Raw genomic sequence first — 21,936 nt, 5'->3', positions numbered from 1 at the left:
AATATAAAGGAGCAAAAATGCCAAGAGATGGTTATACATTAGCTTGCACAACTTGCAAGATGGAAAATTACATTTCAAAGAAAAACAAAAAAACTCACCCAGAAAAGGTTGAATTATCAAAACACTGCTCAAAATGTAATGCACACACAACCCACAAAGAAAAGAAATAATTGAAGAATGCACTTTGCTGCGTTTTTTTATAATATAAAGGAGAATTATGAACAAAACAAAATTAAATGAAATGTTCACTAAAACCGGAGTAGAAGTTTTAATTTCTGAAGCTCCACAAACCAGACTTTGATATACAGGAATACAAACCACCGATGGTCTTATCGCAATCGAAAAAGATTGTGCCACATTATTTGTTGATGGTAGATATATTGAATATGCACAAAAATATGCCAAAAACGTTGAAGTTGTTTTATTAACCGGTGATGCTATTAAAAAATGGTTCGAAGCTAAAAACTTCAAAAAAATTGCTTTAGAAAAAGAATATTTAGTAAAAGAAGTACAAGACCGAATTTTGTCATGAACACAACCTCAACACATTGAATGAATTTCAGGTCAACAACTTAGAATTCAAAAAGATAAAAATGAAATTAAATTAATTCAAAAAGCCGTAGATATTTCAATGCAGGCCCTAGAAGAATTAAAACAATGAATTAAACCAGGAATGACCGAAAAAGAAGTTGCTGCAAAATTAAATTACTTATTAAAAATACATGGTGCAGAAAAAGAAGGATTCGAAGAAATTGTAGCGTCTGCTGAAAATTCTGCTGAACCTCACCACCATCCGACCGATAAGAAGCTAGTAAATAACAGCTTATTAAAAATTGACTTCGGAGCACAATATCAAGGATATACAGCCGATATTACCAGAACATTTATTTTAGGTGATGAAAAATTAGCAGATCCAAAACAGCTAGAAATTCTACAAATTGTTAAAGAATCTGCTGCCGCAGGACGTAAAGCAGTGCGTCCAGGAATTAAAGCATCAGAAATTGATAAAATTTGCCGTAATTATATAACTGCCAAAGGTTATGGTGATTATTTTGTACACTCAACCGGACACGGTTTAGGAATCGATGTACACGAATTTCCAATAGTTTCTAAATCTTCTGATTATGTTTTAGAGCCTGGAATGATTTTAACTGTTGAGCCTGGAATTTATATTAAAGGTTTGGGTGGTGCTAGAATTGAAGATGATGTTTTAGTAACAGAAGATGGACACTATGTCTTTTCAAGACCGAACGAAAAATAAAGAAGTGAACTTAGATTTACACACTTTTATATCAACTCCTTCAAAACACAGAATTCATTGTTATGTTAAAGGAAATCCAAATAATTCTATTCCTGTAATTATAGTCCATGGAGGTCCTGGATCAAGCATTTCAAAAGCCTCATTAGACGTTTTTGATACTAAAAAATTTCTTTTATATGAATTTGATCAACGCAGTTGCGGAAAAAGTTATCCAAAATACCAAAACCAAGACAATAATACAAGCGAATTAGTTGAAGATATTGAACGCATTAGAAAACATTTTAACTTAGACAAAGTAGTGCTCTTTGGTGGTAGTTGAGAAACTACTTTAGCTTTATTGTATGCTATAAAATATCCACAAAACGTTTCCACTTTATTATTACGTGGTGTCTTTTTGGCAAGACAAGAAGACGTAGATTATTTATACAAACCAAACGGAGCTTCGCAATTTTACCCTGACAAATTTCACGAATTTAACAAAGCAGTTTGATATTATCCGGGTCAAAATGTTTTAGAAAAATATCATTACGCATGATTAAAAATGCAAAAAATTCAAAATCCAAATAAAAGATTTTTTAGTCTTGCTAAACTTGCTAAAAAATTTACAGATTGAGAAAACGCTTTAGTATCAATTAAAACCTCCGAAAACATTGATGATAATTCAAATGCTACTAAAAACGCACGCATTGATATGATGTTTAACCAGCTACATTATTTTTTAAATAATTCATTTTTAAAATATGATAACTACATTTTAGCAAAGACTTATAAGATCAAAAACATCAAAACTTATATCGTTCATGGTCGTCAAGATGTAGATACTAGACCTGTCGGTGCATATCTGCTCGCGAGAAAACTTAAAAAGTGCAAATTAGCTTTTATCGATGCTGCCGCGCATTCCGTTAAGGAAGATGGAATTTTTAAAAAATTAAAAGAATATAGCGAAGAAATATATAACGACTTAATTTCTGAAAAATAATTGTAATTTTTTAGTTAAAATTATTTTTCAATAAATCTTATAAAATAAATATATGAAAAGAGATCTTTTTGATGATAATTTAAAAGAGAAAATACAACAAAACCAACACATAAGATCATTAGTAAAATTCGTTGATTATATTAACACAGACACTGAAGAATTTTTAAAACTTACTAATAGCCAACTGAGTCAAAAATTAGACATCTCACAACCTACTTTTTCACGGATTTCTAAAAATCTTGGCTTTAAAAATGTAAACGGGTTAAAAATCTACATTTCTCAACGTAATCAATATCTAAAAGACCATTTAGATTGAAAGCAAAACGATAATGCAAAAACCTTAAATGAGGTTATCAAAAACATCAAAACACATTATATGTTCACTGTTGAAAGAACTACTCAAAAATTCTTAGATTTGGGATATAAAAATTTGCATGAATATATTAATACTTTATTAGCATTTAAAATTAATTTAGTTTTCGGTATTGGTGAATCTGCTTTGGTTGGTTCTTATTTTACTAGCAATATGCGCAAAATTGGTTTTAATATCATTTTTTGCCAAGATGTACATACCTTTTTATCTTTCAGTGCTTTATTACAATATAAAACAGTTCACATTACTATTATTTCGCGTAGTATGCAAACTTTAGAAGTAAAATGAATTTTAAAATATCTTGAAGAACGTAAAATTACTTATTCAATTTGAACCAAGAATTTAAAATTTAAATCTGCTAAAGTTCAAAATGTAGTCTTAATTGACTCTATCGAACAGTCTTATCGCATTAGTGCTTTGGGTTCAAAGATTGCTGGTTTTATGATTTGTGATATTATTTTTTCTTACTTATCTAACAAAATTGATTATCAAAGAAAAATCTTTAAAAATATTAACAATTTAGTAAAAAGTTGAAACCATCTAGATGATAATAAAACATTATGCAATGAGTATAGAAAGAAATAAATACATTGTGTTGGTATTTATTTATATGTGATATAATAATTTAGTATTCTAGATAGAAATTAAACCTAAAAATAATTTAATTATGTTTTTTAAAATTCTTAATTAGTGCTATAATACTTTAGCAATTACTTAATGCCGATTTAGCTCAGCGGTAGAGCAGCTGGCTGTTAACCAGTTGGTCGTTGGTTCAATCCCAATAATCGGCGCCATTTATGGTCTGTTGGTGAAGAGGTTAACACACATGGTTTTCATCCATGCACGCACGGGTTCGATCCCCGTACAGACTGCCATTTTTTTGGAAGATTAGCTCAGTTGGGAGAGCGTCGCCCTTACAAGGCGAATGTCATGGGTTCGAGTCCCTTATCTTCCACCATGCCGTCTTAGCTCAGTTGGTAGAGCAACTGACTTGTAATCAGTAGGTCGTAGGTTCGAGTCCTATAGACGGCACCAAGGCGAGTGCTTTTTTATTAAAATTAATATTAGTAATTTATTTATGTTTTAACATTATTTTGCGCGGGTGGTGAAATTGGCAGACACGCTAGATTTAGGCTCTAGTGCTTTAATCGGTATGAGGGTTCAAGTCCCTCCTCGCGCACCATTTTTTACTTTTTATTTTATTGTTTATATATAAAACTTTCTTATATTTATTGTTATCATAAATTAATTACCGAAAATCTTTTTTTAAAATACATAATGTAAGATTTAAATAATTTTATAATGCTTTAGGATCGAGACCCTAAAGCATCTTTTTTATTTTGATCTAATTTATATCTAAATAAAAAGTAGCGCAATAATTTTATATATATAAAATATGAAAATGTTTTCTTCCTACTGAAATATAAAGTAAAAATTCAGAGTGTTAAATAGTGTTACTACTTTAACAAATAAATTACAAATTAATTTTGATAAACGTAGCGAATTAGGGCTCTTCAAATAGTATAAATACTAATACTACACAAAAATTAAAACTGAATCAAATAATTTTAAATGCATATCAATAAGTGGTTGATGATGATCAAACAAAACATCTCAAAATAACAATAACTTCAACCCGTAAGACCTTTATTTGATAAAGTGCAATTTAAATTATCAACCAATATGAAAAATTGACTAGAAGTGGCAATGGCTAATTTCAAAAGAGATGCAGACTATTTAGAAAGTAAAGAGAAATTCTTTTCTATTTTATTTAACTTCCATTCACTATAAGTAGATAAATAATTTTAAGAAAGTAATTACTTTAAATTACAACCTAAGATCTATGTCACAAACATAGCAGTAAAATTATAAGGAATAGAAACTAATTAAATACGCTTAATCTATCTAAATCAAAAAGATTAATAACAAAAGACAGAATGTTATAAAAATTTTATTTGAGTTTGAGTTAGTTGCAAAACATATTTATATTTTTTTATAACTAACTAATAATAAAATGATAAAATAAAACAAGTTATATAAAAAGCTGAATAAAAAATGGGAAAATTTTACGAATTTATCAAACACAAATACAATAAATATATTTTTCATAATATAAATTTATACTTTTTATATAATCAAAATATAAAAGGAGTATTTATGTTAGAATTATTTAACACAGATTTCGTTGTTCCAGAAACAATGAAAAAAATATCACTAGAAGAGTTTTTGGAAGCTAGTAATGTTATTCAAATTACTATTTTTTGTAGAATAGTAAACAACTAAAATTATGTCTTTAAAAATCAAAGATTTTTCATACTTATTTAATAAAAAATGAGAAATTACCAATAATGGTGATTTCTTATCTTTTATTTATGAAAAGACTAAATTACCTGAAAATGGTTGAAAAATTCATATTTCAGCCATTTTAGTTAATTATAAACAAATTTTGAATATAGTTGTTTGTTTTTGTAAACAACATAAGATGACCTTTAAATATATCAAAGATTATAAAGAATTTCAAAATACATTAACTCAAAAGAAAATCAATAATCTTACCGGTAAGTTTATAACTATCTATCCGATTAATGAAAAACAAGCAAAATTTATTATCTTAAATTTATATTCCTTACTAAAAGGATTTTCGGGACCACTTACATATTCTGACAAGCAATATAAAAATAGTATTATTCATTATAGATGAGGTAGTATTACTACTTACAATGAAAACGACTATAAAACTATTATAAAAAAATATAAACCTGATTATATTGATGATTTATTTAAAACTAAAAATTTAAATAAATCTAAAAAGGAATTTAAAGGTTATCAAATTATAGGGATTATATATTTTGATTCCTATAGCAATATTTGATTAACTAAGAAAGCAAATCTTTTTTACATTATCAAAGAAAGCAAAAGACATTTTCGTTTTGATAAAAACATAGAAAATAGAAAGAAGGAATTTTTAATCTCTAAATTAATAAATTCCGAATACTTACCTAAAGCGATAGAACATTTTTATAATAAACAAAGTTATTTTTTTGTTTATGAATTTTGTCCCGGAACTACTTTAGAGAAATTTAAAGAATCAATTTCACTTTTATTTGATACAAAACAATCAAAATATGATTTAGCGCATAAATTGCTAAATCATAATACAAAATTAATAAAATTTATTAATGATAATAATTTAATTCTAAATGATATTAAAGCAAGTAATTTTATTTATAATCAAATAGACGATAAATTAACTTTTATTGATTTAGAACATTCATTTATATATTCAAATAAAAAACGCAAACTCATAAATAAAGAGATTATAAGTCAATATTATAATCCTAGACAACTTAATCTAAAGAACGACCAATTAAAACTTTTTTATATGTTGTTGGATTTGTTTTTTGATATTAAAAGTAATTTTTATACAATTCACTTTCGTAAATATATATCTTTTATAATGTATGTAAATAAAGATATTCAATTGTTTAAAGTTGTTCTAAGACTTTTTAAAATATTTAAAAAACGTTTTTCGCCAGCTAATATTAATGAGATCTTTAATCAACCACTAATTCAAAAATTACTTTTTGATAATAAAAAAGTAATCTTTTCAAATAATAACCTTACTATAAGCGAAATCTTTGAAACATTAAATAAAAACTTATTATCTTCTAATTTTATTTTTAAATATTACTTAATGACTGTGATTGATTCTCATAATTTTGAAACAATAAAAAACTTAATACAAAATACGATTATCGACAAAGAACTTTCAAAAGTAAGTGTAAATGGAACTTATAATAATGATTATTCATATTCTCCCTATATCAATAACGGAACTGCAGGTTTAATTTATATATTCTTATTTATTAAATTTAAATTTAATATCAACATCTACGATGAAAATATTATTAAACTAATAATTCCACTACTTAATGTTTTTACAAGAAAAATAGGGATTGCAAATGGTTATGCTGGACTTTTAATAATAAAATATCTATATTTTAAGCTTTTTGATAAATCTTGTGAGAATTTAAAAAATGAATTGTCATTCATTTTATTTGCAACAAAAAATAATTATGTTTATGATTATGACAACAATAAGATAGATGAAAGTTTTTTAAATGGATACCAAGGCTTACAATTTTTGTATCATGTTTTAGTAAAATAAAAGGAGGTTAAATGCAAAAATTTACCAAAAATAAACTTCTGATGTTATTTATTTTTTTCTTTAGTATTATTTCTATTGTTTCTTCATCAATTGCCGTATATTTTACCATTGAGTTAATTAACAGCGTTAGTTCGGGTGTTTTAGATAATAAATTTAATTTAAATTTAATTATTGTTATTTCCCTTACTGTAGTTTTTATAATTAGCACTATTATACAATTATTACTTAAGAATAAATGAAAATTAATTATAAGTCAATTATTAAGTAAAGGTGCAATTAGCAAAATTTCTAGTTTATCAGCAAATGATGTTAAACAAAATAAAGAAGGAAAATATCTAGTTTGAATAAATAAAAGAATCCCTGAGATAGAAACCTTTATCTTTGAAAGCTTTTTTAATGTTTTAGTAGGTTTTATAATACAAATCACTACTTTAGCAGTAATGTTTGCACTTAGTTGAAAACTTGCTTTGATTGGTTTAGGAATTTTAATTGTATCTTTTATTATTCCTATTCTTCTTAGTATAATCGCAGGAAAAATGCATAAACAATATATGTCTAATATGGAAAAATATATATCATCTTTACAAAATGTTTTTAATAGTTTTAAGTTTTTATGATACTTAAATAAAGAAGAAAAAATAATTACTTTTATCGATGAAATAGTTAAAAAATGATTAAAAGAGACTGAAAAAACGCAAGGTAAGGTAATTATTTTTGAATTATTCAATACTTCATTTCAATTTTTTTCTTATATTACAATGTTAATTTTAACAGCCTTCTTTATACTAAAACAAAACGAGAACATTGCTTTAATTTTCTCTTTTCCAGGCTACTTCTTTAGTTTAGGGATTCAATTGCGTTATGTGATTTATATGAATCAAAATTATGCAGCATATAAAGGATATTTAAAAGATTTTTCTCTCGAAAAACCTATTATTGTAAATCCTAATGCACCCATAAATATAGATAAAATTGAAATAAAAGATCTTAGCTTTAGTTATGGTGAAAAAACTGTCTTTAAAAACTTTAATTACACATTTAAAAAAGGTAAAAAATACGCAATTGTGGGTAAATCTGGTTCTGGTAAATCAACTTTATTAAACTTGCTTCTAAAACAAATTAATGATTATAATGGACAAATTAATATCAATCAAACTAACTTAAAAGAAATTCCTATATCTAAATGAAATAACAGTTTCACCTACCTTTCTAACCAAGAAAATCTTTTCTTTGATAATATTTACAATAATATTACATTATGAGATACCGATAAAGATGAACAAGTAAAAGACGCTTTAAAGCAAGCAAATATGGAAGACTTTGATCTAAATTATAAAATTGAAAGCGACAGTAGTTTATCAACCGGGCAAAAACAAAAAATAAATTTTGCACGACATTTTTACAGAAATAAGAATGTCTTGATTTTAGATGAAGCGACATCTAATTTGGATAAAGATAGTACTGACAATTTATTTAAAAAAATACTACACAATAATGAATTATTATTGATTAATTCAACACACCATTTAGATAACAGTACCGATTATGACGGTGTAATAAACCTCGAAGAATTGGAGATTAATTAATGAAACACTTATTAAATAACATTAAAACTCCTTTTATCTTATTTTTAATTATTTCAATTATTACATCTACTTTTCAATTTGTGTTGTCTATTTTAGAAGGATATGCAATTGATAGTATTGTCGGTAAATTTGTGGTTGTTAACAACAATCCATTCCTAAGTTTTAGTATTTTAATCATTGTAGTTGCTTTAGCATACTTAATAATGTTAGTCAGTACATATTTCTTTTATATGCTATCTAATAAGTTTCAAATCTATACTGCTAAATCTATCGCCAGAATTTTCTATAATCAAGTTTTTAAAGCAGACGCTACATCAAAACTTAATTACACATCGCAAAGTGCTTTTGAACAAATTATTAATAATTCCGGAGCTTTTGCAAATAGTTCAATAATTCCTTTGGTTGATACAATTGCTACCGGAATTAATTTATTATTAATTATTGCATTCTTTGCTTCAACTAGTTGAATTGCGTTAGTTTTAGTAATTGCTATTTTTACTTTTTCTGTTATTCCTAATTTTCTTTTTTATAAAAAAATCAGTTGATATATTGAAACAAACCAAAAAGCATTAAATCAACTCACTACTAAATTATCCTACTTATTAGAAAGATATTCAGTATTATATTATTCAAATAAGGGTACCCTATTATATCAGTTTGTAGAAGATGAAATCTTAAATTATTACCAAAAAGTCTACCTCAACGATAACATCCGAACTTGAAATTCCGGTTTATCTAATTCAATCAATCAAATCGGAAGCGTTATAGGAATTATAGTTTTAGGTTTTTTATACATTAGTAATTTTCAATACGCACCAATTTCATTAGGCACTATTTACATCTTTAAAAAAGTTATCGATGAATCAAAAGATGATTTCCAAAAATTCATCAATAGCTTAAGAGATGTTTTAGCATCGCGTAACTTATACAAAATGCTTAATTTAAACTTACCACTAGATACATCCAAACAAATATTATCTCAAATCGAGAACATTGAAATCAAAGATCTTAATTTCAATTATAATAATAAACTTATTTTTAAAAACTTTAATTTCATCTTTGAAAAAGGTAAAAAATATGCAATTATAGGCAAATCCGGTTGTGGTAAATCAACATTATTGAATATATTAATAAACAATATAAACAACTATCAAGGACAAATCTTAATTAACGGCAACGATATTAAAAACTTTAAAGATACTTCTATTAAACATCACCTTTCATATCTTAACGCTGAAAACTTTGTTTTTGACCAAAACGTTTTAGCCAATGTTTCCCTTTTGGAAAAAGATAAACAAAAAGCATTAAATGCACTAAAATTTGTCCATATGGACGAAGATATTATCCAAAAATTTGATGAATCTGAATTCGATTGTTTTAATCGCTTATCACTAGGACAAAAACAAAGAATTAGTTTAGCAAGATATATTTATCAAAATAAAAATATACTTTTATTAGATGAATCTTTATCTAACTTAAATAAAGATTTAGCACAAAAAATTCTAGACAATCTCTTGAAAACTGATAAAACAGTAATTATTGTTTCACATCATTTTAGCGACGAACAATTACAATCCTTTAATTCTGTTATTAGATTAGATATATAAAAAACAACTACAGCAAATGTTGTTTTTTATAAATTTTCAGGCAAATTAGTTATTTAATTTTACCTGCTACTTTTAAGAAATTAGTAAATAATGCGTGTGGTTTTAATGGGCGTGCTGTAAATTCTGGGTGATATTGCACACCAATATAGAAATCTTTGGTCGGGTCTTCACACGCTTCCACTAAATTTAATTTAGGATTATATCCACTGAAAACAAAATCAGCACTTTCTATGCGATTTATATACTCTGAATTAACTTCATATCTATGTCTATGTCTTTCTCAAATACTATCTGATTGATAATACTTAGCTATTAGCGAATTTGGAGCAAATACCGTCTCATATGAACCTAAACGCAAAGTTCCACCCAAATTATCGCTTGAACTCTTACCTTTAACGAAATCTAAAACGTAAACTTCCCTATCTTCATCGACAGCAAACTCTCTAGAGGTTGCATATTTAATTCCTTGTTTACGAGCTTGAGCCACAGTCATCGCTTGCATTCCTAAACAAATTCCAAAAGTTGGTATATTAGCTTGTTTTGCATATGTTGCTGCTAAAACTTTACCCTCAAAACCTCTAACTCCAAAACCTGGTAAAATTACAATCCCATTAGCATTTTTAAAAATTAAGTCCAAATTATCATTATTTAAATCACTTGAATCAATATATTCTAATTTAATATCTAAATTTAACGATACTGCCGAAATTTTTAAAGCTTCATTGATTGATTTATAGGCATCCGAAAAACTTGTATATTTACCCAACATCTTAATAATCAAAGTTTTTTGTTTGGGTTCTGCTACTTTTTTAACAAATGCTTTCCATTCATCTAAATTAATTTCATTATCAGGTAAATCAAAATATTTTAAGATATTATTTGCTACTTTTTTGTCGTTTAAATAAATTGGAATATTATAAATATTTTCAATATCCGGAACCGATACTACATACTCTTCAGTTAATAATGAAGTATAAGCTACTTTTTTAATAATTGCATTAGGCAACATACTATCTGACCTTAAAAAAATCATATTGGGTTTAATTCCTAAACCTTGCAAGGTAGAAACCGAAAATTGAGTTGGTTTAGTTTTAAAATCACCTGATGTTTTTAAAAAAGGAACATATGTTACATGAATAAAAAAAGTGTCTTTACCTTCTTGATACCCCATTTGTGATAATGCATTCATAAATGGATTTGACTCAATATCTCCTACAGTCCCGCCAACCTCAACAATAACAAAATCAGTATGATATTTATCTTCGATATTACGAATTACTGAAATAATTTCATTAGTTACATGCGGAATATATTGAACAGTTTTACCATTATAAACACCTTTTCTTTCTTTTTCTAAGATATTTTGAAAAATCTTTCCACTAGTAAAATTAGAATCCTTTGAAAAATTTTCATTAATAAATCTTTCATAATGACCTAAATCTAAGTCTGTTTCCCCGCCATCATTAGTTACATAAACTTCACCATGCTCATAAGGTGACATTACACCGGGATCAACATTTAAGTAAGGATCTAATTTTAAAACGAAAACACTATACCCCTTTGCTTTTAATAAGTTTCCAACCGAAGCCGCCGCAACTCCTTTACCCAAACCAGATATAACTCCACCAGTTACAAATATAAACTTTGACATCTTTCTCCTAAATCACCACATAAATGAAAAATAATTAAATTCATCAAGAAATTTAATTATTTTATAATTTGCAATTATATCATTTTTATAATAAGTATAAGTAAAGAATTAACGCTGCTATTATATGCTTTTGATATAATTTTAAAGAATTTATAAAGGACATATAATGAAACAATTTCAACTATGAAATAATGATAAAATAGACACAGTTTTAAAATATATTTATCAAAAAGACCCAATTCAATATCTATTTTTAATTTCAGATATTGAACAATATGGATTAAAAAAAGATAGTGATATTTTAACTTTTGTAGTCTATGATGAACAAAAAATAAAAGGAATTTTTTTAAAATTTTATTCTAATTTAGTTATCTTATTTGATGATTTTAAATTGAATTTTGATGAATTTAAATATCTTTTAGAAAGATACCAAATAGAGAACTTGATTATAGACCAAAATTTTTATGATTACTGCAAAAAACATAAATATTTAAATATTTTAGGTTATAAAATCACCCCACAACAAATCGCAAAGCTAGATATAACAGCGTTTAATGAAATTAAGACTAATTATAAAAATATATCACAAAAAATCCAATTACAAGATTTGCCTGATATAATTCAGTCTCGTAGACAAATTAGCGAATTTCAAGGTGTTAGTACGCAAAGCTTGAATTTAAATTATTTAATCAATGAATTCCAGAATGGATATTATCAAGCATTTATCGTTAGAAAAGATAGAAAAGTAGTTTCTCACTCTTCAACCTCAGCAAAAAATAACAAAGTCGCAATGCTAGGTGGTATTTTTACTTTAAATGAATATCGCAGATCGGGGTATGCGCAAGATTGTGTTATCTCGCTTTGTGATGATTTACTAAAAAAAGACTTAATTCCTATTTTATTTTTTAGCAATCCGTCTGCAGGTAAGATGTATTATAAATTAGGTTTTAAAAATTATTTAAAGTTATATCTATGTCATAAATAAAATCGTTTTTAGCTATATAATCACTAAAAACGATTTTATTTATTTTAACATCTTATTTTCTAAATACTATTTATATGATTAAAATTAACTCTAAATAATTTTTTCTATTTTTGAAAAACTTCTTTATAATTTTTTAATTTAATTATCAAATTTGACGAAATTTAATTTTAATAAAATTAAATTATAATTATATATGCTGTTTTTTAAATGATATAAATTATAAATAAATAATTTCGTTTCTTTGAAATTAAGGAGTTTTATGTGAAATTTATTCAAAGAAGTTTTTCGATCGTTGTTTAAAAACAAAGTGATTGTTATTGGTTTAAGTTTATTAATATTTTTAACTGCCGGGATTTTTACAGTGCTTTATGATTCAACAAAAGCAATGAGAAATCAATTTAACACATATAAAAAACTCTCTGTAAACCATGATTTAACAGTTGATTTTAACTTACCTTCATCAGGAACTACTTTTAATGATGGCTATTACATTAATGGTTATTCAAAAGTAGATGGTGGAAGTAGTTATGATAAAGGAATCAAATATGTTGCCGATGATGCCTTTAATGAAAAAAACATTATCGATTTTGCGAGTATTAAAGATAGATACATTGATATTTCAACTTTTTTTAAACAAGCCCCGCTTAGACACAAATATATCTTAAAAAATGATTTTGCAGCTATTTATAACACATATAATTTTAGTAATTCAGATAATCAAAATACAAATGTTATTAGTTTAGATTTTAATGATGATGATAAAAAAATATTTTTTCACAAAGATTTTAATTTAAAACTTTATCAAAAAGATCAAAACCAAAATTATATTGTAGCTAAAAACAGTGTCAATCTTAATCAAACTTCTCAATTTCATTTTGATAAAACCTATACACTTTCTGATATCTCATATATCTCTTCACAAAACAATGACGAAATGTATATTTCACAATTAGCAACCTTATATATAAATGCAACCACAAAAGAGCTAACTTTCGACTTTATTAAAGGAAGAGATTGAAAATATAATAACGCTGTCATAGAAATTTCTAATGATAAATTAGCAAATTTATTAAGTCTTAAACAATTAGCATCAAATACCGAAATCTACGAATTAGATAAAAATAGAATCCCAACTTTATATATTAAAAATCAAAACGATGATATTTCCAGCTATATTAACAAAAAATTAAAAAACAATGTTTTATATACTGATTTATTTTCAGAACCCAATAAAACAGTTGATTATGATGAAAAATTTACTTTCGAAAAGGGTAAATCATATAATATTCCCTTAAGTTGAGCAAAAATTCAAAGAAGCGAAACTTTCTTTTTAAGAAAGGTTTATGATACTACCTTTGATTCTAAAAACGCCCAAAACTGAACTGGTTCATATAAAACTTTTATGGAAAATCAAATCCGCGATCACGGCGACTTACCAAAAAATTTAAAACACTTCAGTTATTGAGAAAAAGAAATTTTAATTTATAACATTCCTTTTATATATAATGAAAATACTAAAAAAATTCAAAGAGATAATAAAGAATTAATCAAACAACAAAATCCATCTGTTTCAAATAACGAAATATTAAAAACTAAATTAAGTTTAGCTGACAATATATATCAACCCAAATTATTCAAAAAAGATTTATTTCAATTACGCGATAAACAAACTATCGCACAAATGGAAAACATAAAGACAGATAACCAAGATGCGTTTAAAAATTTAATTAATAAAAATATATTGCCTGAGCGCTTTCAAATTATTAAAGATGGTGCGTTAAACGTGATTAAACAAAACATCTATAATTTTGTAAAAAGTAAAGTAGGTGAACAAAACGTCGGTATTCGTCAAAGCATCACAATTGATTCCTTCCAAGAAGGTGATGATGGTAAAAAAGTTTATCATTTTGTGAATTTAGGTGATAACAACCACATCGTAGATGATATTCAAAATAACATCAACAAACTTATTGAAGAACAAAAACAACCAACTGAAATCAATAGAGCTTCAACCGATATTTCAGCTTATTTTAAAACTAAAGAAATAAACCCTTATATCTCTTCGGTTATTTTAAATAGCTTATCAATTAATATTTTACCCTATCATGAATACGTAAAACCTGTTTATGAATTTGCAAACATTGAATTTGTAAATGAAACCAACGGTAATACAAACCTTATTAAAAACGGTAAAATCTACAACTTAACTAGATATCAGGGAAACGAAAATTTAAGCCCCGAGAAATATAATAAATTTTCTGGTTTAGGGGGTAGTTGATTAAATGGTTATTTTGTAATTTTAAAACCTATTTACGATACAACAAACAACAACATTATTAAATGAAAAAACGTCCACATCGATGGATTTCAAAATGGGGGAATTCCAAAAGATAAACTCTTAGAATATCTAACTCAAAACAGTTTGAGTTTAATGACACAGTTAAATCCTAATTCTTGAGTAGAAAAATCTGAGACTTATTCTAACTCTGTATATTTACCTTTTGGTTATTCTGCCCCTAATGTCGACATTATTAACCAAGCATTAACTGAAAAAACCCTAACTTTAGGTGTCGAAAGAATTGAAAAAGCTTTATTAAATACTGATTTAGTTAAATTAGGTTTTATTTCTAAAGATAGCATTTATGCATTAACACAAGCTGTTTCAGTTGCTTTTGATAAAAATGATTTTGCATCAGTTTTTTCATCGGGTGCAGTAAACTTAAATATACTACCTAAAATGATTTTAGATGGTCTTTACGAATTGTCACACAATACAAATAAAGATTATTTTAGACAAATTCTTACTGAAATCTTAGAAAAAATATACCAATTAATTGATGAAGCAGAACAAAAACAAGTTAATGTTGCTGATTATATTGGTGGAGAAATTAATAAATTATTAAACTTTATAAATTTATTAACCGGTAATAATTTCTCAAATATCACAAATTTACCCTCATTATTAAAAATTTCAAGGGACCCTAAATTATTTGTTAAACTTTTAATTAATTTAGTTAATACAATTGATTTTAAAAAATTCACTGATTTAACTGAAAACTTTTTCAAGACTGAATACAATAAACTTTCACCAAATCCAGAATTTCCAAATGATCGTAACAAAGATGTTCAGAGAAAATTAAGTATTTATGAAATTATTATTGCATTATTAAAATCAATTGATCAAAATAGTTTCAAACAAGTTATTAATGCAATTTTGGACAATATAGATACAAATGTTTTATTAAACTTCAACGATAAAAATAATCTCTTTGTTTTATTGTTTGGTGATTTATTCAAACCAATTACTGCAATTTTGGACAAAATTAACGCATATAAAAACGATGATAAATTAAGTTTTAAAAACATTATAGATGGTATTAAATTTATTATTAATGATTTTGATTTAAATATTTTTATTTCTACTTTAGAATCAAATCTAAAAGTAACTATCGTTCCTGTTGAACGACAAGAACTAGACATTTCGAAAAATGTTATTCATATTAAAGGTTATCAAGCACTGACTTATCTAAATGATGAAGATATAATTTATTCTATTTTTAAAAGTTTATTCAGTGTTTCGGGTTCAAATAAAAAATTTAAAGATGAAATTTCAAAAATGTTTAACCTTTCTAATAAAGGTACAAGTTTTGAAATAGGTGATAACCAATATATCACTATACCATCAAAAGATAATAATAAATTAGATTTCTTTGATTTATTAAATACTCAAAACAATACTTCTAAACAATCTGATGCATCAACAAATAATAATAATAATAATTCGACAACAAGAGTTTCACAAAATTCACGCATCGAAAACATTGAAAACTTTATAAGAAATTTTGCTACTCTAAATGAAATTAATTGAAATAATGCACCTGACAACGTTAGAAGCACTGGTTTATTATTATTTGGTATTAAAAACTTTGAACAAACTTGAGACAAGAATAAAATAGATAAAGAAATCGCGCCATGAATAAAAATTATTAACTCACTGACTCCATATAATAATGATGGAATAAAGACTGAAAATTCTTTAGCTAAATTAAGTGAAGAATTAACTAATCGTTCACCAAATTTAGATTCAAATATCATTCTTAGTTTGTCACAATCTTTACTTTCTAAACTCATAGTTCAAAAACAAGTTGGTTATAATTACTTATACGATATATTGCCTTTGATTAGAATATGACTAAAAATATATAGTACACAAAGTCTTGGAACCTACGAAGAAAGAAACAAATTTGCTAATGATTTATTAAAATTAGCTAATAATTCAGGTGTCATCACATCCTTTAATGATTTTAATTTATTCCAGCCATCAGCACAAAACATTGCTCGCTCAAATGAAACAAATTTTGGTATTTCAAGATCTCTTGCAAATCCTGAAAAAATGCGTGACTTATTTTTTAAAAAGGATATTAATAATAAATATTTAAACCCACAGTTACAATCTCTAGTTACAAATAATCCTTTGTTCACTAATTTTCTTGATATAAATTCATATGATATAACTAAAAGTATTTCATATATTGCTTCATCTGCTAAATACTTAAGTTTTGATCCAGAAATTACAACTTATCAAGATATCAAAATAAAATATAAAAATATATTTGCAACATTTATTGATTTGTTTATTAATAATATTGTTACACCAGATTTTTACAACCACATTAATACATTAAACCTTTTATTAAAAGACTACGAACTAAGTTATTATAAATTAGACCGTCTTGGTGTTTCAGAAGTTTTATTAAACCCTATTTTAAGAAAACAAAATCCACAGGTTTTAATCTGAATGTTGGCAGATACCAACAATATTGGTGCTGCTGCAGAAAATAATTCAAATTTAGAATACTTTTTATCTAATAAAATTATTAATTTTGAATCCTTAATAAATCAAGATAAAGAAAAAGTTTATGAATTTATCCGTTACTTTTTCCCTGAAAAAATTGGTACAATCGGTTTAGAAAAAGATTTTATTTTTGAAATCGCAATTGATAATGACTTTTTTGTAAAAATTGGTGAAGAAGTTACTCAAAAACCAGAATTTTATAAATTTTTTGGTATTAATTTAGGTGACACTTTACTTAAACTTATTCACTCACTAACCAACCTAAATAAAATTAATAATATCCTTGTTTTTAATCAAGTTAGTTCGTATATTGCAAAAGTAAATTACGCATTCTTATCAAGAAATAATAAAGAAATTTACAATGGAACCATTCCAGATGATCCTATTTTAATGAATAAGTTACTAAAAAATTTACCAAATAAATATAAAATTAATGTAAATGGTTCAGAATATTTAATCGTCGGTAGTGATATTACTTTTGATTACTTTTATCCTGTTTTAGATGAAAATAACCTCCAAGTTAATACTAACTCTCAAGCAGTTGTTTATGTTAACGACAAAGGTTTTGACCGTATTCGTCAAGCATATCAAGGAACATTAGTCAAAGAATATTTAACTGTTAAAAATGTAACTAGTTCACATTTAAACAACTTCCAACTCCGAAACGAAATTGAAAAGGTGGTTCAAGAAAATATTGATGATCCTACCAAATTAAAACGTACTTATTTATATAACGAAATAGACCCAATTAATCCTGAACGCAGCATTAGAATAAGTTCAATCGAAATTATGATTACTTCATTAACTTTTGTTTCAAACGTTATTCTAGCTGGTTTAATCTTATTGGTAACTGTATCTATTATATTTATTATTAAAAGATATATCGCAAATAAAAATAAGGTTATTGGTATTTTAGTCGCTCAAGGATATACACCACTACAAATTGCAATGTCTATGACTATTTTTGCTTTCTTTACAATCTTAACCGGAGATATTTTAGGTTATATCACCGGATTCCTATTGCAATCTAGTGCTATAAGAATCTTAGACAACTATTGAACCGTACCAATTCAAACACTCAATTTTTCTGCCGTCTCGTTGTTAATTAACATCATAGTACCATTAATTGCAATGTCGATTTTAATTATCTTAATTTCACTACGTGCTTTAAGATACAAATCAATTGATTTAATGTCAGGTATTGTAGAGGTCAGCACCGGAAAAACATATAGAAAATGAGCAAAATTATTTCAAAAACGTAATATTAAGACAAAATTTGGTGCTTCCTTAATCTTTAATAGCTTTTGAAAATTAAGTTCGTTTGGTATTTCTATTATTTTAGCAACCATTACAACATCCTTCGGTTTTGCAACGTTTGGTGTATTTGATAAAGCTATTCAAAAAACCTATCAAAACCGTAAATACAATTATAAAATTGATTTAATCACACCTACTGATGAAGGTGGTGTATTTAGACCACTCAATCCAAATGATATTAAAAACAATTTATATGTTCCTGTAGGGAATATTAGTGAATTAAATTCATTTAATTCTGATTATTTTAAAGCTGGCTATTCTAGTGCTATTAATATTAATGATGCTAACGGAAAACCAACTAACAAAGATGGACACTTAATTACTCAATTCTCTATTAATATAAAAATTAATTCATCAATTCAAATTGACCCATTCAACATTGTTTATCAATCACTTCCTGATGTGCAAAAAGCACGAATTCTACAAACTAGAGATAAGGTTGGTTTTGCTCTTACACACACTCAAGAAAACGTTCCATTTATTAACAAAAATGGAAAACTAACTAATCAAGTGGACTATGACAAGGCACACCAATTAGGTATAGAGAAATTCTTTTTATATGTACCTAATAAGACATCAATTATTGAGGGTAGATTCTACCAAATGCAATGAAGTGATTCAGATCAAAAATATAATTTTAATATCATCAAAACCGGAAGTCAAACTAGAAACGAATATAGAGAATTTTTGGTTAAAGGGTACCAAAAATTAGCAAAAAACAATAATATCCATGACTTCTTTATTATTTTTAATGGACTTTATTTAAATCCACAATATGATGAAACCTATACTTATGTTGATTCAGATTATAAAAAAGAAAAAATTCGTTTATACGGGTACCGTCCAAATTCTAAGTTAATTCAAATAACTTCTGAAAGTAATGAAAACTTATTAAAAGATATTAATGATGAATTTTCAAACAAAAATAATGATACAAGTAAAGATATACCATTAATTATTAATTATGTTTCTGCTCATAAATTCCATTTATCGATTGGTTCTCGGATTTCGTTAACTGCAAGTAATTTAACAAATCGCTATCAAACCAAGTTTAATGAAACTATTGGGATTAATCCTCCACAAGTTAAATCATATAACTTTATAGTTCGTGCAATTAATCCAACATTTATTAACAATGAATTTATTATTCCTAAGGCGGCGGCTGATCAGATTATTGGTTTAGATACATTGGTTTCAAAGGAATTCTCAAATCAAGATAATGATTTATATAAATTTAACGGAATTTTATCATCTAATCCACTTCCATTACAAATTTTATGGTCTGCAAACTTATATTCAGTCCCTGGATACTCTGCTTCAATTAGTTCGCTTTCAACCAAATCAATCACTGATAAAGATAAAGAAAATTTATTTGATGGAATTTTTGGTTCAATAAAAACTGTTGAAAACACCAAAGTAAATGGTGCATTAGCAACATTAGGCTATAGCGATGAACAAATTGCTAAATTCTTAGATCCAAACTTTAATCCAAAAACCGTAATCGATCCTAATGATCCTAACGAAAACGAAGAAACTAGAATTAAAAAGAACTATGATAAAATTCGCCAAAAACCAGATGATGCAATAGAACGTTTTGCTAAAATATTTGATGAACAAATTTACATCCCTGCTGCATACACTTTAGATGCCAAATCTATAGAAATTTTATTCACCCAAACTATCGCAAAAACTGTTCAAATTATTGTGACAATCGTTACTATATTAAGCTTTTTAATTTCCATCCTAATCTTAATTATTATTTCAACTATTCTAATTAACGAAAACGAGAAAAACATCGCTATATGAGCAATTCAAGGATACAACCGAAAAGAAAAAATTAAGATGTTCTTCGGTATTTATATTCCATTTATCTTAATTTCAATTATTATTTCAATTCCAATTGCATTCGGTGTGATGGTATTATTTGGTAGCATTTTAACTACTGGGGCATCAATCGCGGTTCCACTCGCAGTTACACCTTTAAACATTTTACTCACTTCTTTAATTGTATTTGGTGTATTTATTATCACAGCAATTCTTTCATGATGAAACATTAACAAAATTAAAGCTATAGACTTATTGAAAGGTAAATAATGAATCAAAATCTTAAAGATCCAAATGATAAAAAATCTAATTTACTTGATTTAACAGAAACTATTGAAATTCAAAATAATCCAAATACTGAACCTACTGTTTTATTTAAAAAAAATTCTGATGTTCGTATTACACGTAAAAATGTTTATGATTTTTTAGACGCTGAAGGTGGTTTTAGTAACTTAGTAGTAGATCGTTCTATAGCAAGAATTTTAAAACGAGCCGCAAATAAAAAACGACCCAGAGATGATCATAAAGATTTAAAAAACACTGAAGATAACATCATCGAAGTTAAAAATGTTTCAAAATACTATTTATCAGGCAATACTGTAACTCGGGTTTTAAAAAACATTTCTTTAAAAATTAAAAAAGGTGAATTTATTATGATCTTTGGTAAGTCTGGTGGTGGAAAATCAACTTTACTAAACCTTATAAGCGGTTTAGATCGTCCATCTCGAGGTGATGTCATAGTATGTAATGAAAATTTACCTTACTTAAGTGATTTAAAATTAACTTTATTTCGTAGAAAAAATGTAAGTTTTATCTTCCAAAATTACAACTTACTACAAAACCTCTCAGGTTATGATAATGTGCAAACTGGTGCTTATCTTCAAAAAAATCCGGATGCCAAATTAGATATAGATCAATTATTTACAGAATTTGATATGGAAGATGTTAAATCAAAATACCCATCACAAATGTCTGGTGGACAGCAACAACGTATTTCTATCTTAAGAGCATTGGCAAAAAATTCAGACATTATTTTTGCTGATGAACCAACCGCAGCTTTAGACGAAAAAACCACTAGTATCGTTTTATCATATCTATATGATATAAATAAAAAATACGGAACAACCATTGTAATGGTTACTCATAACCCAGCAATTGAAGCAATTTCAGATCGTATTATTCACATTCAAAACGGAAAAATTCGTAGAGAGCGCTATAATAAAAACCCAGTACATCCAAATAGTTTGAAATGAGAAGACTAATTTAAAAAAAACCAGGTAAAATTACTTGGTTTTTTTTAAATTTCTTAATATTTGTTTAAATTTTTCTT

12 protein-coding genes and 5 tRNA genes are annotated in these 21,936 nt (G+C 26.2%); 16 read left to right on the top strand and 1 reads right to left on the bottom strand.

The genetic code is table 4. The features are described from left to right. The first annotated feature begins 17 nt into the window (after positions 1-17). From rpmG to BCF59_RS01890, 13 genes are all read left to right on the top strand, one after another. A complete protein-coding gene (gene rpmG, locus BCF59_RS01945; RefSeq protein WP_134110704.1) occupies positions 18-170 on the top strand; it encodes a 50S ribosomal protein L33 in 153 nt (50 codons plus the stop codon). Positions 171-217: 47 nt separating this feature from the next. After that, the gene (locus BCF59_RS01940) at positions 218-1,261 is read left to right on the top strand and encodes a M24 family metallopeptidase (RefSeq protein WP_134110702.1); all 1,044 of its coding nucleotides are present in this window, start codon (positions 218-220) and stop codon (positions 1,259-1,261) included. Next, positions 1,233-2,240 carry an alpha/beta fold hydrolase gene (locus BCF59_RS01935; RefSeq protein ID WP_166666788.1) on the top strand — a complete coding sequence of 336 codons (1,008 nt, stop codon included), beginning with the start codon at positions 1,233-1,235 and terminating at the stop codon, positions 2,238-2,240. Before BCF59_RS01940 ends, BCF59_RS01935 begins: the two co-directional genes overlap by 29 nt. A gap of 52 nt (positions 2,241-2,292) precedes the next feature. Then, positions 2,293-3,198: a MurR/RpiR family transcriptional regulator gene (locus BCF59_RS01930; protein ID WP_134110698.1), complete on the top strand. Its 906-nt coding sequence runs from the start codon at positions 2,293-2,295 to the stop codon at positions 3,196-3,198. Between the two features lie 134 nt (positions 3,199-3,332). Further along, positions 3,333-3,407: transfer RNA gene (locus BCF59_RS01925), tRNA-Asn, on the top strand. A gap of 5 nt (positions 3,408-3,412) precedes the next feature. Then, positions 3,413-3,488, top strand: a tRNA-Glu gene (locus BCF59_RS01920). A 7-nt stretch (positions 3,489-3,495) separates the two neighbouring features. Further along, a tRNA-Val gene (locus BCF59_RS01915) sits at positions 3,496-3,571 on the top strand. A 1-nt stretch (position 3,572) separates the two neighbouring features. Beyond that, positions 3,573-3,648: transfer RNA gene (locus BCF59_RS01910), tRNA-Thr, on the top strand. Positions 3,649-3,709: 61 nt separating this feature from the next. Continuing rightward, positions 3,710-3,796 (top strand) — tRNA-Leu (locus tag BCF59_RS01905). Between the two features lie 974 nt (positions 3,797-4,770). Then, positions 4,771-4,896 carry a hypothetical protein gene (locus BCF59_RS03715; RefSeq protein WP_268810731.1) on the top strand — a complete coding sequence of 42 codons (126 nt, stop codon included), beginning with the start codon at positions 4,771-4,773 and terminating at the stop codon, positions 4,894-4,896. Positions 4,897-4,900: 4 nt separating this feature from the next. Then, positions 4,901-6,781 carry a class III lanthionine synthetase LanKC N-terminal domain-containing protein gene (locus BCF59_RS01900; RefSeq protein WP_134110696.1) on the top strand — a complete coding sequence of 627 codons (1,881 nt, stop codon included), beginning with the start codon at positions 4,901-4,903 and terminating at the stop codon, positions 6,779-6,781. An 11-nt stretch (positions 6,782-6,792) separates the two neighbouring features. Then, entirely contained in the window at positions 6,793-8,367 is a 1,575-nt protein-coding gene (locus BCF59_RS01895; RefSeq protein WP_134110694.1) for an ATP-binding cassette domain-containing protein, read from the top strand. After that, positions 8,367-9,974, top strand: a complete 1,608-nt coding sequence (locus BCF59_RS01890) for an ATP-binding cassette domain-containing protein (protein WP_134110692.1) — start codon at positions 8,367-8,369, stop codon at positions 9,972-9,974. The genes BCF59_RS01895 and BCF59_RS01890 overlap by 1 nt, the downstream gene beginning before the upstream one ends. Before the next feature lie 49 nt (positions 9,975-10,023). On the opposite strand, the gene BCF59_RS01885 is transcribed toward BCF59_RS01890, so the two are convergent. After that, the gene (locus tag BCF59_RS01885; RefSeq protein WP_134110690.1) at positions 10,024-11,625 is read right to left on the bottom strand and encodes a CTP synthase; all 1,602 of its coding nucleotides are present in this window, start codon (positions 11,623-11,625) and stop codon (positions 10,024-10,026) included. Positions 11,626-11,791: 166 nt separating this feature from the next. Here BCF59_RS01885 and BCF59_RS01880 point away from each other — a divergent pair, with 166 nt between their 5' ends. The 3 genes from BCF59_RS01880 (at position 11,792) to BCF59_RS01870 (ending at position 21,868) form a co-directional block, all read left to right on the top strand. Beyond that, a complete protein-coding gene (locus BCF59_RS01880) occupies positions 11,792-12,610 on the top strand; it encodes a GNAT family N-acetyltransferase (RefSeq protein ID WP_134110688.1) in 819 nt (272 codons plus the stop codon). Between the two features lie 259 nt (positions 12,611-12,869). Continuing rightward, positions 12,870-20,876, top strand: coding sequence for an ABC transporter permease (locus BCF59_RS01875; RefSeq protein ID WP_134110687.1), 8,007 nt, complete (start codon positions 12,870-12,872; stop codon positions 20,874-20,876). Continuing rightward, a complete protein-coding gene (locus BCF59_RS01870; RefSeq protein ID WP_134110685.1) occupies positions 20,876-21,868 on the top strand; it encodes an ABC transporter ATP-binding protein in 993 nt (330 codons plus the stop codon). Before BCF59_RS01875 ends, BCF59_RS01870 begins: the two co-directional genes overlap by 1 nt. Positions 21,869-21,936 lie beyond the last annotated feature (68 nt).

The organism is Mycoplasmopsis mustelae (assembly GCF_004365095.1).
Taxonomy (GTDB): domain Bacteria; phylum Bacillota_I; class Bacilli_A; order Mycoplasmatales; family Metamycoplasmataceae; genus Mycoplasmopsis; species Mycoplasmopsis mustelae.
The sequence above is the reverse complement of the archived record's forward strand: the minus strand, read 5'-3'. Positions and strand labels throughout refer to the sequence as shown.